Origin of the sequence: Frateuria aurantia DSM 6220, assembly GCF_000242255.2 — a bacterium.
Classification (GTDB): domain Bacteria; phylum Pseudomonadota; class Gammaproteobacteria; order Xanthomonadales; family Rhodanobacteraceae; genus Frateuria; species Frateuria aurantia.
On sequence record NC_017033.1, the window covers coordinates 1,307,620 to 1,322,542 of the forward strand.

Sequence of the window (14,923 nt, forward strand, 5' to 3'; positions counted from 1 at the left end):
CCGGGTGGCCCGGTAAAATCACGGCATGCAGTCGTCTCCTGTTGTGCCTTTTGATGGCAAGGCTCTGGTCCGCAATCTGACCACCTCGCCCGGTGTCTATCGGTATTTCGATGCCGGTGATGAATTGTTGTATGTCGGCAAGGCCGGCAATCTGAAAAAACGGGTTTCCAGCTATTTCCTGCGGCCGAAAATGGAGCCGCGGATCGCGGCGATGGTGTCCCAGATCGCTCGCGCCGAGATCACCCTGACGCGCACCGAGGGCGAGGCCTTGCTGCTCGAGGCGCAGCTGATCAAGTCGTTGAAACCGCGCTACAACATCTTGTTGCGTGACGACAAAAGTTATCCCTATATCTATCTGTCGACAGGGGAAGCCTATCCACGGCTGGCCTTCCATCGCGGCGCCAAGAATCTGCCCGGCAAGTTCTTCGGCCCTTTTCCCAGCACCTATGCGGTGCGGGAAAGCCTGAATCTGATGCAGAAGCTGTTCAAGGTCAGGCAATGCGAGGACAGCTATTTCCGCAACCGTTCACGGCCTTGTCTGCAATACCAGATCGGTCGTTGCACCGCGCCCTGCGTGGAGCTGATCAGCGCGCAGGACTACGCCGCCGATGTCCGCCATGTGCAGATGTTTCTGGAAGGGCGCAGCAGCGCGGTCATCGACGAACTGGCTGCAAGCATGGATGCCGCCAGCCGGGCGCTGCAGTTCGAGCGTGCGGCCTTGTTGCGCGATCAGGTGGCTGCCTTGCGTCAGCTGCAGGCCCAGCACCATATCCAAGGTGCCAATGCCGATATGGACGTGATTGCCTGCCGGATCGAGTCGGGGCTGGCCTGTGTCAGCGTATTGTTCTTCCGCGACGGGATCAGTCTGGGTACCCGCGATTTCTTCCCGCGGCTGCCCTGGGATGCCAGTCCGGCCGATGTGCTGGCTACCTTTGTCGCCCAGTATTATCTGGATCGTCCGGTGCCGCGCGAACTGATCCTGACGGAGGCCTGGCCCGAGATCGAGTTGCTGGCCGAGCTGCTCAGCAGCCAGGCCGGACATGGCGTGGAACTGAAAACGCGGGTGCGTGGTGATCGCGCCCGTTTTCTGCAAATGGCCGAACGCAATGCCCAGGCTTCGCTGACGGCCAGACTGGCCAGTCGCCAGACTCTGGGCACCCGCTTTGATGACTTGCAGAAGCTGCTGGATCTGAGCGAGCCGCCGAAGCGGATCGAGTGCTTCGATATCAGCCATACCATGGGCGAGGCCACCGTGGCCTCCTGCGTGGTGTTCGGTCCCGAGGGAGCGGAAAAATCCCACTACCGGCGCTTCAATATCGCCGGGATCACCCCGGGTGACGATTATGCCGCCATGCATCAGGCCTTGACCCGGCGGTTTCGCAAAGTGGCCGAAGGGGAGGGCGCACGGCCCGACCTGCTGCTGATCGATGGCGGGCATGGCCAGGTCAAGCAGGCTCTTGATGTGCTGCAGGAGCTCGGTCTGAGCGGGATCCTCGTCGTCGGTGTCGCCAAGGGACCGGCACGCAAGGCCGGCGAGGAAACCCTGATCCTTGCCCAGGCCGGGCGCGAGGTCCACCCCGGTCCCGGCTCGCCGGCGCTGCATCTTGTGGCCGCGGTGCGGGACGAGGCACATCGATTTGCGATCAGTGGTCATCGACGGCGTCGGGAAAAGAAGCGTGAGCGCAGCTCCCTTGAGGAAATCGCGGGCGTGGGCGCTCGTCGTCGCAGCGAATTGCTGAAGGCCTTTGGCGGTCTGGCCGGGGTCGAGGCGGCCGGGGTCGAGGAGCTGATGCGGATCAAGGGCGTCAGCCGAGAATTGGCGACCCGGATCTACGATCATCTGCATGGCTAGTGGCGGCGAACAGAGACTTTTCACGTCTCGGCGCGTTACGATGGGAAGCGCAGCCTGCCTTGAAGGCAGCTGCCGCTCCGAGATCCTGGTCGGTACTACGACCGGACAGACGGTTTTTGAAGGATTGGCATGCGTATCAACCTGCCCACTTGGCTGACCCTGTTTCGCGTGGCACTGTTGCCAGTCATGGTTCTGGTGTTCTACCTGCCGTTCCATGGTCACAATATCGTCGCCGCGACCATCTTCATTCTGGCTGCCGTGACCGACTGGTTCGATGGCTATCTGGCCCGACGGATGAATCTGACTTCGGCCTTCGGTGCCTTTCTGGACCCCGTTGCCGACAAGCTGATGGTGGCTGTGACCCTGTTTCTGGTAGTACAGGCGCATCGCGGAGGCTGGCCGGGCATCGTGATGGCGGTGACAGCGGCGACCATCATGGGCCGCGAGATCAGTGTCTCGGCCTTGCGCGAGTGGATGGCCGAGGTTGGCATGCGGGCCACGGTGAAGGTGGCCTTTATCGGCAAGCTGAAGACGGTGATGCAGATGGTCGCCCTGGTGGTGCTGATCATCGAGCATGATGCCGAGACCTTGCGGCTTTATCACGTGGGTGAACTGTTGCTGCTGATTGCTGGCGTGTTGACGATCTGGTCGGGCCTGTACTACTTGAAGGCGGCTTGGCCGGTGCTCATGGGTGACTTGCCTCCGCGTACCTCCGGCTCCGACAGCAGCAACGAAAAAAATCTTTAAGAAAGTTGCAGAAAAGTCTTGACGGCGCAGGACGGATCGCTAGAATAAGCCACCTTCCCTGCGGGAATAGCTCAGTTGGTAGAGCACGACCTTGCCAAGGTCGGGGTCGCGAGTTCGAGTCTCGTTTCCCGCTCCATTTCTGGTTCGATGATCGATCCGTATGGAGCAAGCAGTGTTGAAGCCATGGTCATGCGCTTGGTGCATGATGATGGTCCCGGGCGGGAATAGCTCAGTTGGTAGAGCACGACCTTGCCAAGGTCGGGGTCGCGAGTTCGAGTCTCGTTTCCCGCTCCAATGTTTGAGGCCGCGACACATATCGCGAATCAGACATGAAGTTGTTGACAAATGTCGCGATTGATATGGTATCATCAGCGGCTTACATGCGGGAATAGCTCAGTTGGTAGAGCACGACCTTGCCAAGGTCGGGGTCGCGAGTTCGAGTCTCGTTTCCCGCTCCAAATTATGATCTACAGACTTTCACTAGCATCTGTAAATCGTTGAAAAAAGGAGCTTAAGCTCCTTTTTTTTTCAGCAAAAGCCACGGAAATCCACCGGCAGCCAGCGTTTTGAGGCCAAAATTGAGGCCAAAGAATGCGGGTGGTGCCGGTTCCTGGTTGTTGCAGGGATTGGATCGGGATGTCCAGCAGCATCAGGCCTAAGTCTCAACGACTTAAGAGTTTGATGATGGCACTTTCTGATCTGACCGTGCGGCAAGCCAAGGCCGCAAAGAAAACCTACAGCCTCCCCGACACCGACGGCCTTGGCCTGGTGGTCGCACCTACCGGCGGCAAATCGTGGCACCTGCGCTACTACTGGCTCGGCAAGCAAAAACGCATTTCCCCGGGCAACTACCCTGATATCGGCCTTCGCGAAGCGCGGACCTTGCGCGACGAGGCCCGAGCATTTCTGGCCCAAGGCATCACCCTCCCCACATCGACCGTAAGCAGAAGCGGCACGCAGTCAAGCTGGCTTCGGACTACACGTTCAAGCCCGTCTTCGATGCCCGGGTTGAGCACCGGGCGAAGGAACTCAAGGACGGCAGGAATAGCACACTGTCGCAGATCAAGCGGATCCTCGAGAAAGACGTGCTACCGAGCCTCAAGCGGATGTCGATCTATGGAGTGCCCGTAAAATCAGGGTAGAACCCTTGCAAGTGACAAGGTGAATCAGAGCCATCGTCTCTTCATGTTGGCCTATGCATTCGAATGGGAAAAAGGAAGACGTGAACTTGCGACCGCGCTAGCTTTCTTCTCCAGGCGATTTTGTCCCGCCTTGGTGCTGCTTGTAGTCGATAAATATGAATGGAAGCATGAATGGCACTGATAGCTAAAAACCTCGGTTGCGTCGAATCTCCTGTCGGACGTGCAAGTTGCTTGGCAAACCATTCGCGACGGGTATGCTGCGCAACCAGCAATCCAGTGGTAAAGTTTGGTTATTTACATGAAGGATATTCATAAATCGTGCAAGATGAGTTGCTTCGTGAGTCCTTCAGGGGGCTGACCGCTTTCTTCGCTGTTGCCCGGGAGCGGAGCTTCACGCGTGCCGCTGCCCAGCTCGGTCTTTCGCAGACCGCAGTCAGCCATGCGGTGCGTGCGCTAGAGAAGAAGCTGGGCGCTCGATTGCTGGAGCGCAACTCGCGCAACGTGGCTCCAACGCCGGAAGGCGAGCGGCTGCTGGTCACCGTAGCGCCGCGTTTGGAAGAAATTGATTCTGAACTGGTCGCTGTATCCGAACTCAGAGATAGGCCAGTGGGCGCGATACGCATTACTGCGCCGGAAGATGCAATTCGCCTGGTGTTGATGCCGCGCCTGAAAAGATTCTTCCTTGAATATCCGGAGATCAAAGTCGAGCTGTTTGCCGACACTGCATTCGTGGATCTCGCGGCGGGTAAGTTCGATGCAGGGGTGCGACTCGGCGAGTCGGTCGCGCAAGACATGATTGCTGCGCGCATCGGGCCGGACATGCAATTCACGGTAGTGGCCACCAAGCGCCATTTCAATGAGAAGGCTCTGCCTCAACGTCCTGGTGATTTGGTGCACTACAACTGCATCAACTTGCGGCTCAAGACACATGGCGGCTTGTGGGCTTGGGAGTTTGAAAAAGGTGGCCGGCAGGTCAACGTCCATGTGGATGGTCAGCTCGCCTTCAACAGCGTCTACGATTGCCTGGATGCGGCAATTGCCGGGCTTGGCGTGGCATATGTACCCAAAGAGCTGGTTCGACCTTACGTGAAAGCCGGACATCTGATTTCTGCGCTGGAGGATTGGTGCCCGCTCTGGTCCGGCTTCCATCTTTACTATCCCAGCCGGCGCCAGCCGTCGGGCGCGATGGCCCTGGTCATCGCTGCTCTTCGCTACGAAGCGTGATGCAAGACTGCGTTTAGCACGGCTGCGCAGCGGGTCTGGCATCCACCGTTGGCGATTGCCTGCTCTTGCGCTGGCAGGCAGCACCACGCCCCATCGGCGCTTGGTTGCCGCGAACGTCGGGTCGCCTGTCCTCCATCGACGACAATAGCGGTTCCGACAGTGAAGTCGCCTCCTTTCGAGCAAAGCCACAGGACGTTTGAAGCGATCTCTTCAGGCCGCCCCATGCGGCCTACTGGCTTCTGGTCGATGACAGCGTGTCGGCCCTCAGGCGTTCCACCCGAAAACCGATCCATCATCGGCGTGTCGATGATATCGGGGCACACGGCGTTGATTCGGGTGCCGCTAGACGCCTAATCCAGCCGCCGCCGACTTGCTCAAGCCTATCATGCCGTGCTTGGAGGCCGCATAAGCGGCCTGGTTGCGAAAGCCTTTCACACCGGCGCCCGATGAGGTGTTGACGATGGCGCCGCCGCCGCGCTTGATCAATTGTGGGATCTGATACTTCATGCTCAGGAACACCCCTCGCAGGTTCACGGCGATCAGGCGATCGAACTCATTGCTAGCGATGTCTGCTGCCGTTGCGGGCGGCTGCTCGATGCCCGCGTTGTTGAACGCGAAGTCGATTCCGCCGAAGGCTTCGACGGCGCGGCGAATGCCGTCCTCGTCGGACACATCGCAACGTATCGCCATGGCGCGGCGGCCGGCGGCCTCGATATGCCGGACAGTTTCACGAAGACCTGGCTCTGCGATGCCGACGACGGCCACTCGCGCGCCCTCCTGCGCGAACGCGATGGCTGTGGCTTTCCCGATGCCGGCACCGGCCCCCGTCACGAAGGCCACCTTGTCGGAAAACGATGCTTTATTCGTTATGGCGGGGATCTCCTGTTGGGTCGGTCGTTCATCCGTGATGAACCGCTCGCAGGAAGAGCATTGGGCGTTCAACTCAAAGCTGGGTGCGGCCCTGGACCTGGCTTTCCGAGTAATAGCAAAGCGTTCGATCCATTGGACGATGCCAAGCTATCGATACAAGTACGAATGTCCTTGATATACCGGGGCGCGCGAAACCACCTCCCGGGAGATTTGACATTGTTCAATGGAGCGCATGGATGTATGCAATTTTATGCGATGGCAAGGGGCGATCACAGAGTTACATTGGCGGGAGTCTCCCTCTTGGCGAGGGTATTGCATTCGTGAAAAAGGAGTCTCTGATGGTCATCAAAGCCTACGGCGCTTACGCCGGCGACAAGCCGCTGGAGTCGCTGGAGATCACCCGCCGCGCGGTCTCCGAGCACGATGTCCAGATCGATATCGCCTACTGCGGTATCTGCCATTCGGACCTGCATCAAGTACGCGCCGAATGGGCTGGCACCCGGTTCCCGTGCGTTCCCGGCCATGAAATTGTCGGCCGGATATCAGCGGTGGGGGCGCATGTCTCTGGTTTAAAGCTGGGTGACTTGGTTGGCGTCGGCTGCATCGTCGATAGTTGCAAGCACTGCGAGGAGTGCGACGCCGGCCTTGAGAACTACTGCGATGGCATGGTCGGTACCTACAACTTCCCGACTCCGGATGCTCCCGGCTGGACCTTAGGCGGCTACTCGCAGCAGATTGTGGTGCACGAGCGCTACGTGCTGCGCATCCGCCACCCCGAAGAGCAACTCGCTGCGGTGGCCCCGTTGCTCTGCGCGGGCATCACCACCTATTCGCCACTGCGCCATTGGAACGCCGGCCCCGGCAAGAAAGTCGGAATCGTCGGCATCGGCGGCTTGGGCCACATGGGCGTGAAGCTCGCGCATGCTATGGGGGCGCACGTGGTCGCCTTCACCACCTCCGAATCCAAGCGCGAGGCGGCCAAGACCCTGGGCGCCGACGAGGTGGTTGTTTCGCGAAACGCCGATGAGCTGGCGGCTCACGCCAAGAGTTTTGACCTGATCGTCGACACTGTGGCCGCACCGCACGATCTGGATGCTTACCTTGCCTTGCTCAAGCGTGATGGCGCACTAACTCTGGTTGGCGCTCCGGCCTCGCCGCATCCGTCACCCGAGGTCTTCCATCTGATCTTCAAGCGTCGTTCGATTGCCGGCTCGATGATTGGTGGCATCCCGGAAACACAGGAGATGCTTGATTTCTGCGCCGAGCACGGGATCGTCTCGGACATCGAGCTGATCGGTATCGATGAGGTCAATGCGTCCTACGAACGCCTGCTCAAGGGCGACGTCAAGTACCGCTTCGTCATCGACAACGCCACTCTGGCGGCGGCTGCATAAGTACGTCCTTGTGCACACGCACGGCCGTCGCAGCCCTGTTGCGGCGGTACGGATGTCATGCGGGCTTTTGATGCAAGGAAAAGAATATGAAAAGACTCCTCATGGCGTTCGCGCTTGCAGCCAGCACACTCGGTTTCACAGCAATGGGTCAAGACATGTCAAATGGTGCAGACAACTTTTACAAGAGCGATAAGGTGACCTTGCAGAAGGTTTCTTTCGACAATCAATACAGGATGAAAGTCGTGGGCAGTTTGTTCACGCCCAAGGATGCCAAGCCGGGGACACACTATCCCGCGATCATCGTTGGCCACCCCATGGGGGCGGTCAAGGAGCAAAGCTCCGATCTGTACGCACAGAAGCTGGCCGAGCAGGGCTTTGTCACCTTGGCGATCGACCTGTCGTTCTGGGGTGAAAGCGAGGGCAAGCCGGGGCATATGGTCTCACCGGAAATCTACTCGGATGATTTCAGTGCGGCGGTAGATTTTCTGAGCACGCAATCCTTCGTGGATGGCCAGCGCATCGGTGTACTGGGTATCTGTGGCAGTGGCAGCTTTGTGATCAGCGCGGCGAAGATCGATCCGCGAATGAAAGCGATTGCGACCGTCAGCATGTACGACATGGGGTCGGCTGCTCGCAATGGGCTGCACAAGTCCCAAAGCCTGGAACAACGCAAGCAGTTGATCCAATCGGCGACTGACCAGCGTTTTGTCGAGTTCACGGGCGGTGAGCCGGTGTATGTACCCGGTACCGTTAACGAGTTGACGGCGGATACGCCAGAGATTCAGCGCGAATTCTATGACTTCTATCGCACCCCGCGTGGCAACTACACGCCCGCGGGTGAGAAGGAGGAACTCACCACCAAGCCGCTGCTGAGCAGCTTGGTCAAGTTCCTGAATTTCTATCCCTTCAACGACATCGAAACCATCTCGCCGCGGCCGATGCTTTTCATCACCGGCGACCAGGCGCACTCACGCGAGTTCAGTGAGGATGCCTACAAGCGCGCTGGCGAACCTAAGGAACTGTACTGGGTGAAGGGGGCCGGACATGTGGATCTTTACGACCGCACGGACCTGATCCCATTCGACAAGTTGACCGCTTTCTTCAGGGCCAACCTCAAGTGAGAGCGGGCCCGGACGGCACTCCGTAGTTGCAAGGCGAATCCACGTGCGGATGCTCTTGCGGTACTTGTCAGGCCCATCGAATTCCTGGGCTGCGCAAGCGTTGTTGCACCCTCTCGGGCCCTGCCCATCAACCGATCAGGTTGATGGGTTGCACCCCTGTGCGAAGGAGAAACTGCACCATGAAAGCCAGTACCGTCTCTGCCAAGATACGATGGAGAAAGCGAAGCGCATTCTCGATTGCGCTGTTCGTCGCTTGCTCTGGCGCTACGAATGCCGTTTACAGTGCCCCGGGAGGCCCTACCAATCAGGCCACGTCTCGATCGGAAGGTACGCATCCGGTGCACGTTCAAATCGCCATCGGTTCGAGGACGATGGAGGCAACCCTGGGCGACAACCCAGCGGCACAGGATTTTGCAGCGCAGTTGCCGGTGACGGTCATCCTTAGGGACTTGAGCGATGCCGAAAAAGTCAGTGGCGCCTTGCCGAAGCCTCTTTCGCAAGACGGTGCGCGTCGCACCGATGCAGGATCTCCTGGCGACATTGCCTACTACGCGCCGTGGGGCAACATCGCGTTCTATCGAGGGCGTGGGCCCGACGCGGCAGGCGTCATCAAGATTGGACGGATTACGTCCGGCGTGGAAGCGCTCAACCAGTCGGGGACGGTGCGCGCGACCATATCGCGATCCGACGAGCATTGATAAACCAGTATTTGAGAAGGAATGTCGTCATGTATGCAATTGGACTGGATACCTACGGCGGACCCGAAGTACTTCATGTTCTGGAGCTGCCTGATCCCCATCCTGAACCGGGCCAGGTTCGCGTGAAAGTTCGCGCCGCTGGAATCAACCCGGTCGATGTCATGGTGCGTGATGGCTCGCTCGCCCAATGGTTTGCCGACACCAAGCCGCCCTATGTGCCAGGGATGGACATTGCCGGGACGATCGACCAGGTAGGTGACGAGGTAGTTTCTGAACTTGCGGTGGGTCAACACGTTGTTGGGGTGGTGGACAATTTCGGCGCCTATGGCGGATATAGCGAGTACGTGTGTTTGCCTGCCACCTCGGTGATCCCGCGCCCGGTCGGTGTGGACTTTCCCTCTGCGGCGTCGTTCCTGATGAATGCGCTGACTGCTCGCAATGCATTGGACGCCTTGGCCTTGGCCCAAGGTTCGTCGCTTCTGGTGACCGGGGCGGCAGGCGCAGTGGGGGCCTATACCGTCGCGTTGGCGGCGCACGAAGGGTTGCGCGTCGTAGCGCTTGCCGGGGCGGGCGATGAGGGTTTCCTGCGCGCTGCTGGCGCCATGGAGGTCATTGCACGTGGAGAGGATGTGGCTGCGCATGTGCATCGGGTATTCCCGCGCGGCGTGGATGCCGTGGTAGACGCCGCAGGTCTCTACGAGCAGATAGCCCCTGCGTTGCGCGGCGACGGCACACTCATTACTCTGCGGCCTGGGAATGATCTTCACTTGGGGCGGGGCATCCAGACCGTATTCGTCGATGTGCGCGAGCGCCTGACCGACCATGCTGCGATCGTTCAGATTGGCGCGCATGTCGCAAGTAGACTGCTGCCTTTGCGTGTTGCAGCAACATTCCCCGCTTCCGAAGCCGCTGCTGCACACGGACGGTTGGCCGAGGGTGGTCTTCGCGGACGACTCGTCCTCGATTTCGGCGGGATTGCAGATCGATGATGTCCTCTGCTGCTGCTGCACCGAGGCCTCCCACGGGACGGCAGGCCTGGGCTGGCGTCTGGGCGATGTCGCTGGCCGCCTTTGCACTGGTCGCCTCGGAATTCATGCCGGTCAGTCTGCTGACGCCCATTGCGGCCGATCTGCACATCACGGAAGGACGGGCAGGACAAGCGATTTCCATTTCTGGAGCATTTGCGCTGCTGGCCAGCCTTTTCATTTCGTCGGCGGCCGGCCGGCTGGACCGAAAGGCGCTGTTGGTGTCCATGACACTGCTGATGATCATTTCAGGGACGATCGTGGCGTTCGCCCCGAACTATGAAGTGTTCATGGTGGGCCGGGGTCTCATCGGTGTGGCCATCGGGGGCTTCTGGTCAATGTCGACGGCCACCGTGATGCGATTGGTCGCGGATCGCTACATTCCGCGCGCGTTGGCGATCCTCAATGGCGGCAATGCGTTAGCCACCGTTGTGGCGGCACCGCTGGGCAGTTTTCTGGGGGCCCTGATAGGATGGCGGTGGGCGTTTTTCGCCGTAGTACCTGTTGCTGCGATTGCAATGGGCTGGAAACTGCTGAGTCTGCCTTCGATGAAAGTTGATCGCACGTCCAGTACTGTCGGCATGTTTCAGTTGTTCATGCGCACCCCTGTCGCGCTGGGCATGCTCGCTGTCAGTCTGTTCTTCATGGGGCAGTTTGCGCTTTTCACTTACCTGCGTCCCTTCCTGGAAGCTGTCACGCATGTCAGCGTCTCTACGCTATCTCTTTTGCTTCTGGGGTTGGGCGTATCCGGGTTCGTGGGAACGATCGCGATTGGCTCTTTCCTTAAGGATGGCCTGTACCGGACGCTGGTCACTATTCCGCTGATGATGGCGGTTATTGCCATCGCACTGGTTGCGTGGGGAGACTCGCTTGTGTTGACGGCGACCTTGCTATGCGCTTGGGGGCTCATTGCCACTGCAGCTCCGGTGGGCTGGGGGACGTGGCTTGTCAGGACGGTGCCGAAAGATGCTGAGGTGGGTGGCGGAATCATGGTTGCGGTTATCCAACTTGCAATCATGCTGGGTGCGATGGGGGGAGGTATCCTTTTCGATATGAACGGTTATCGTGCCACCTTTGACATGAGTGCAACGGTGCTATTCGTTGCAGCAGTCATCGCTGCTCTGGCGGGGCGCGCGGCGCTCTTGTTCGTGGACAGGGGTTCTCCCCCTGGAGCAGCCCCCTAAGGAACCTCTATTAACCCAGAATTCTCGCATCCAGCTTCATGCAACCCATTGATTCAATGATGCAGGTCGCGGTGCCTGATGAGGTTTTTCGAGGTTCCCATGAGTGCGGTGGGTCATTGCGGCGACAATGCAGCGTGTGAAGGCTTCTTTGGCGTGCTCAAACGGGAGCGCGTCTACCGTACTCGCTATCCGACACTCGATGCCGCCAGGACGGACGTGTTTGAATACATCGAGCGATTCCATAACCCGAGGATGCGCCGTCGTCTCACCGTGCAAGGCCTCAAGTTTTCAGCCCTTTCCAAACCGTCCGTAATTTCGGGGTAGAACCCGTCACGCTGGACTGGCTGGACTGGTTCAACCACAACCAGCATGCTGGGGCCCATCGGGAATGCCCCAGCAGCGGAAGTCGAAGCGGCTAGTTATCGGTAACGGGCTGCATGGCTCAAGGCAGCCTGACTCAAGCCAGGCTGCCGTCATGAAAGCCGGGGCGGTTCAGTCTTGCACCTCGTAGAGGCACTCGGCCTCGCGGAGATCTTCCAGCGAATCGACATCGGATGTGATGCCGGGATCATCGAGTGACAGATCCAGAACACGGCCTCGCTCACGGTATGCACGGACGACTGCAGCCGCGCCAGATTCACCAGCCAATGCCGCAAGCGCTGCAAAACATTCGCGGCGAAAACCCACGGGGTGACCGCGGCGACATCGGTGGTGTGGCACAATGACGGGATGATCGTCGAGCGCGCGCGACACTGTGTAGGGAATCGGCGTGAATCAGCGGCAGATCGCCCGGCAAGATGAGCCATCCTGCCGCTCCGGGAGTAGCCTTTACGCCGAGTGCGATCGAATCGCCCATTCCAGCAGTGCCACCCTTGGGGCGCACCAGATGTCAGGGCAATCCCGACGATGCGACGGCCTGGATGACGTGGTCAAGGACCGATACTCCATGCAGCAGAGAGTCCAGCTTGTGGATTGTATCGCCTGAGGCTAGAAATCGTTCGCCGCGTCCAGTCGCCAAAACGATGACGGTAGCTGATATCGAGGGAGGGCGGCGATGGCGAGCCTGTGTGTCCATTCCTGATCTGTCGGGTATACCGGACTAGCGGCGAAGGTGGGCAAGGACTGCCATGAGCATCAGGCAGGGTTTCTAAGCGATGCAAGGAGCAAGACACGATTGCCGCACGGGTCGTGTGCGGCGGCGAATACGTAAGTTTAACTACGCTGCTCCGATGCCTGATTGCGTGTCTTTCGCATGCATCTATGCGCTGCATTGATGAATTGCCGTTGAGGTTTCGACGGCCAAACTGCACTTTTTGCGGGAAATTCGCCGCTGACGAATAGGTGCTGCAATGATAAAATCAATCTACATCCATTCGCTGGATTTATAAATGGCCAGAGAACATTACAGTGAGTTGCTTGCCTTGATTGAGGTCGCGCAAGAGTGCAGCTTTACGCGTGCGGCTACCAACCTTGGCATGTCGCAGTCCATGCTCAGCCACACGATCCGCGAAATGGAAGCCCGGTTAGGGGTTCGGTTGCTCACCCGCACGACGCGAAGCGTCTCCGTGACCGAGGCTGGCGAACGACTGTTGAAGGTGGTGACCCCTCGAATGAAAGACATCGCATCGGAGCTGCGCTCGGTCGCGGAGTCAGGAACCGAGCCCAGTGGCACCCTTCGATTCACTGCTACGGACCACGCCATCGATACGCTACTGTGGCCCAAGCTTGCGAAGATCCTGCCGGCTTATCCCGAGATCAAGGTCGAGCTGAGCGTCGATTACGCGTTCAGTGATATTGTCCAAGGTCGTTATGACTTCGGGGTGCGGCTGGCTGAAGAGTTGGGAAAAGACGTTGCCGCAGTCCGTATCGGCCCCGATGTGAAGTTCATGATCGTGGCGGCGCCCTCATACCTCGAAAGAAACACGGAGCCGAGCCAGCCCCAGCAACTGCTCGATCACGACTGCATCAACCTTCGCCTTTCAACGCGTGGCAATCTTTGCACTTGGCAACTCAAGCGGGGACAGCGCGAGATGGACGTAGAGGTCGGTGGCAAGATGGTCTTCAATGGCTTCTATCAGCTGGTGAACGCTGCGGTGTCCGGGTTCGGACTCGCCTATGTGCCTCAAGACTTGGCGAAGCGGTATATCGAAGCAGGCCAATTGCTTCCCGTATTGAAGCCTTGGTGGCGCAAGTTCCCGGGATATCACCTCTTCTATGCCCGGCAGCGCGAGACATCGCGAGCGATGCAGGTCATGATCGAGGCGTTGCGTGCCAAGCGCTAAGTCGGTCGGCGCGACGCCGGCACTGCGCTGACTGATGGCGTTGCAGCCATGTAAGCCGCATCTCTTTCGCATCAAGGTATGCCTCTCGCGGCCGCGACATCCGCCATCGCGGATAACGCTAACGAGAGGGCATCACGGACCTTGGGAAAGATGATGATCGGTGCCTTGACCCGCACGATATCTCGATTGTCGAAGTCAAGACGAATCCATTTTTCCACCCGCCGCTGATGCGTCCGGCGACTGCCCAGTGCGCCGATGCAGAAAGGCGTGGCGGCCAGCGCGGCCTGCAAGGCGGGAAGCTCCCGATCCAGTTCATGGGATAGCCGCGTTGCCACCGAAGCGGCGTCGATGAGCGTGGACGCCGAGTGCGCATCGCAGATTTCGCTGGCATACACCTCGTATCCGCCAGCCTAGCAGTTGCGTGCAGCTCGATGGAGTGGCCATAGATCAGGAGTCGCGTGCGCGGTCGATAACCGACTTCGAAGCCGATGTCTGTCCACCCTGTAGCAATTCCTCGCGGAACGTCTAGGAGCGTGCCAGTGCCGGGGATATGATGCGGTCCGGCAAGTCTTCGCTCGGCCAGCGCCGCGGGCGCCGACAGTAGGACTTGCGGCGAACGCAGGACGTGGATGGCCAGCGTGATGCCACCGCCGCAGGGCAGGACGATGTCGGAAAAGGGATCGCCCAGCCCGAAGCTGACTTGCTGACCCTTGCCCGCGGCGATTGCGTCGAATGCCCCGGCCGCTACCGCGGCTTCCGTGCAGTCACCGGAGAGAAAGCCGCAGTGGTGGCAATCGGCCCGGCCGCCCATTTGGGCGCTGAGTGATCGCGCAGCGCCGCAACGGATATCGATCAACGTTGCGTGAGCAGCCTGTACACCGGCTGCTGCTGCGGCGTCAGCGGCAAGGCGAAGGACGTCAATGCGGTCGTCGGTTAAGAGATCCAGGTGTGGCGTGGCGGATATGTGGGGTGAAGTCAGGCCAGATGAAGTTGAGGGTGATGCAGCATCTCGCAAAGATTGAGTGCTTGACGGCAAGTACGAAAGCGCTAGACAGCTGCCTGCTGCAAGTTGATTTCTTCCGCCGTCTTTCAAGTCATTGCGCGGGCTCGATAGGCGAGCTGGAACGCCGGGTTGCACTGACTGGTGGCCAGTTGATGTGCTGCATACGCGTGCCAGTCTTGGTAGGAGTGCCTCATGGTTCCAGCAAGGTCTGATGCGCTCTGATTTATCAATCCAGTTGCTGGTTACTAACAATCGAGGCAATCCACGTCAGTCCGCTGCGGTGATAGGCTAAAAGAAAAATTCGTAAAGCTTGACTCAGCGCGTATACCTCAAACAGGGCAGAGTCAGGGTTGTTAGCCCCAAAGCAAACGATTGGAGAGT

12 protein-coding genes, 3 tRNA genes and 4 pseudogenes are annotated in these 14,923 nt (G+C 59.2%); 14 read left to right on the forward strand and 5 right to left on the reverse strand.

Features of this window, described 5'->3' with window-relative positions:
* Positions 1-25: 25 nt before the first annotated feature.
* The 7 genes and pseudogenes from uvrC (at position 26) to FRAAU_RS06020 (ending at position 4,965) form a co-directional block, all read left to right on the forward strand.
* The gene (gene uvrC, locus FRAAU_RS05995; RefSeq protein ID WP_014402670.1) at positions 26-1,852 is read left to right on the forward strand and encodes an excinuclease ABC subunit UvrC; all 1,827 of its coding nucleotides are present in this window, start codon (positions 26-28) and stop codon (positions 1,850-1,852) included.
* Between the two features lie 129 nt (positions 1,853-1,981).
* The gene (pgsA, locus tag FRAAU_RS06000) at positions 1,982-2,599 is read left to right on the forward strand and encodes a CDP-diacylglycerol--glycerol-3-phosphate 3-phosphatidyltransferase (RefSeq protein ID WP_014402671.1); all 618 of its coding nucleotides are present in this window, start codon (positions 1,982-1,984) and stop codon (positions 2,597-2,599) included.
* Positions 2,600-2,659: 60 nt separating this feature from the next.
* A tRNA-Gly gene (locus tag FRAAU_RS06005) sits at positions 2,660-2,735 on the forward strand.
* Positions 2,736-2,817: 82 nt separating this feature from the next.
* Positions 2,818-2,893, forward strand: a tRNA-Gly gene (locus FRAAU_RS06010).
* 88 nt (positions 2,894-2,981) lie between these two features.
* Positions 2,982-3,057 (forward strand) — tRNA-Gly (locus tag FRAAU_RS06015).
* 223 nt (positions 3,058-3,280) lie between these two features.
* Positions 3,281-3,723 (forward strand): annotated as a pseudogene (locus FRAAU_RS16870) (tyrosine-type recombinase/integrase); the annotation flags it as partial.
* A gap of 348 nt (positions 3,724-4,071) precedes the next feature.
* Positions 4,072-4,965 carry a LysR family transcriptional regulator gene (locus FRAAU_RS06020; RefSeq protein ID WP_041270891.1) on the forward strand — a complete coding sequence of 298 codons (894 nt, stop codon included), beginning with the start codon at positions 4,072-4,074 and terminating at the stop codon, positions 4,963-4,965.
* Here the strand turns inward: FRAAU_RS06020 and FRAAU_RS17970 are convergent.
* On the reverse strand, positions 4,953-5,261 hold the full coding sequence (locus FRAAU_RS17970) for an SDR family oxidoreductase (RefSeq protein ID WP_425598081.1): 309 nt from the start codon (positions 5,259-5,261) through the stop codon (positions 4,953-4,955). The genes FRAAU_RS06020 and FRAAU_RS17970 overlap by 13 nt on opposite strands.
* Positions 5,262-5,307: 46 nt before the next feature.
* A complete protein-coding gene (locus FRAAU_RS17830; protein WP_217176253.1) occupies positions 5,308-5,907 on the reverse strand; it encodes an SDR family NAD(P)-dependent oxidoreductase in 600 nt (199 codons plus the stop codon).
* Between the two features lie 266 nt (positions 5,908-6,173).
* Here FRAAU_RS17830 and FRAAU_RS06030 point away from each other — a divergent pair, with 266 nt between their 5' ends.
* From FRAAU_RS06030 to FRAAU_RS06055, 6 genes and pseudogenes are all read left to right on the forward strand, one after another.
* Positions 6,174-7,229 carry an NAD(P)-dependent alcohol dehydrogenase gene (locus tag FRAAU_RS06030; RefSeq protein ID WP_014402673.1) on the forward strand — a complete coding sequence of 352 codons (1,056 nt, stop codon included), beginning with the start codon at positions 6,174-6,176 and terminating at the stop codon, positions 7,227-7,229.
* Positions 7,230-7,315: 86 nt separating this feature from the next.
* Entirely contained in the window at positions 7,316-8,350 is a 1,035-nt protein-coding gene (locus FRAAU_RS06035; RefSeq protein ID WP_014402674.1) for an alpha/beta hydrolase, read from the forward strand.
* 179 nt (positions 8,351-8,529) lie between these two features.
* Positions 8,530-9,048, forward strand: a complete 519-nt coding sequence (locus tag FRAAU_RS06040) for a cyclophilin-like fold protein (protein WP_014402675.1) — start codon at positions 8,530-8,532, stop codon at positions 9,046-9,048.
* A gap of 29 nt (positions 9,049-9,077) precedes the next feature.
* Positions 9,078-10,037 carry an NADP-dependent oxidoreductase gene (locus tag FRAAU_RS06045; protein ID WP_014402676.1) on the forward strand — a complete coding sequence of 320 codons (960 nt, stop codon included), beginning with the start codon at positions 9,078-9,080 and terminating at the stop codon, positions 10,035-10,037.
* Between the two features lie 65 nt (positions 10,038-10,102).
* Positions 10,103-11,257, forward strand: coding sequence for an MFS transporter (locus FRAAU_RS06050; RefSeq protein ID WP_245546442.1), 1,155 nt, complete (start codon positions 10,103-10,105; stop codon positions 11,255-11,257).
* A 99-nt stretch (positions 11,258-11,356) separates the two neighbouring features.
* Positions 11,357-11,581 (forward strand): annotated as a pseudogene (locus FRAAU_RS06055) (IS3 family transposase); the annotation flags it as partial.
* Between the two features lie 168 nt (positions 11,582-11,749).
* Here the strand turns inward: FRAAU_RS06055 and FRAAU_RS17975 are convergent.
* Positions 11,750-12,113: pseudogene (locus FRAAU_RS17975) on the reverse strand (nucleotidyltransferase family protein).
* 532 nt (positions 12,114-12,645) lie between these two features.
* Between FRAAU_RS17975 and FRAAU_RS06060 the strand changes: the two are divergent.
* Positions 12,646-13,539, forward strand: coding sequence for a LysR family transcriptional regulator (locus FRAAU_RS06060; RefSeq protein WP_014402678.1), 894 nt, complete (start codon positions 12,646-12,648; stop codon positions 13,537-13,539).
* 71 nt (positions 13,540-13,610) lie between these two features.
* On the opposite strand, the gene FRAAU_RS17540 is transcribed toward FRAAU_RS06060, so the two are convergent.
* Both FRAAU_RS17540 and FRAAU_RS17980 read right to left on the reverse strand, forming a co-directional pair.
* Positions 13,611-13,934 (reverse strand): XdhC family protein, encoded by a 324-nt coding sequence (locus FRAAU_RS17540; protein WP_217176255.1) that lies wholly within the window; start codon positions 13,932-13,934, stop codon positions 13,611-13,613.
* A gap of 305 nt (positions 13,935-14,239) precedes the next feature.
* A pseudogene (locus FRAAU_RS17980) lies at positions 14,240-14,677 on the reverse strand (XdhC family protein); the annotation flags it as partial.
* Positions 14,678-14,923: the final 246 nt, after the last annotated feature.

Coding starts and splice junctions, on each gene's coding strand:
- uvrC (WP_014402670.1), top strand. CDS start 26: ATGCAGTCGTCTCCTGTTGTGCCTTTTGATGGCAAGGCTCTGGTCCGC.
- pgsA (WP_014402671.1), top strand. CDS start 1,982: ATGCGTATCAACCTGCCCACTTGGCTGACCCTGTTTCGCGTGGCACTG.
- FRAAU_RS17970 (WP_425598081.1), bottom strand. CDS start 5,261: ATGATGGATCGGTTTTCGGGTGGAACGCCTGAGGGCCGACACGCTGTC.
- FRAAU_RS06030 (WP_014402673.1), top strand. CDS start 6,174: ATGGTCATCAAAGCCTACGGCGCTTACGCCGGCGACAAGCCGCTGGAG.
- FRAAU_RS06035 (WP_014402674.1), top strand. CDS start 7,316: ATGAAAAGACTCCTCATGGCGTTCGCGCTTGCAGCCAGCACACTCGGT.
- FRAAU_RS06040 (WP_014402675.1), top strand. CDS start 8,530: ATGAAAGCCAGTACCGTCTCTGCCAAGATACGATGGAGAAAGCGAAGC.
- FRAAU_RS06045 (WP_014402676.1), top strand. CDS start 9,078: ATGTATGCAATTGGACTGGATACCTACGGCGGACCCGAAGTACTTCAT.
- FRAAU_RS06050 (WP_245546442.1), top strand. CDS start 10,103: ATGTCGCTGGCCGCCTTTGCACTGGTCGCCTCGGAATTCATGCCGGTC.
- FRAAU_RS06060 (WP_014402678.1), top strand. CDS start 12,646: ATGGCCAGAGAACATTACAGTGAGTTGCTTGCCTTGATTGAGGTCGCG.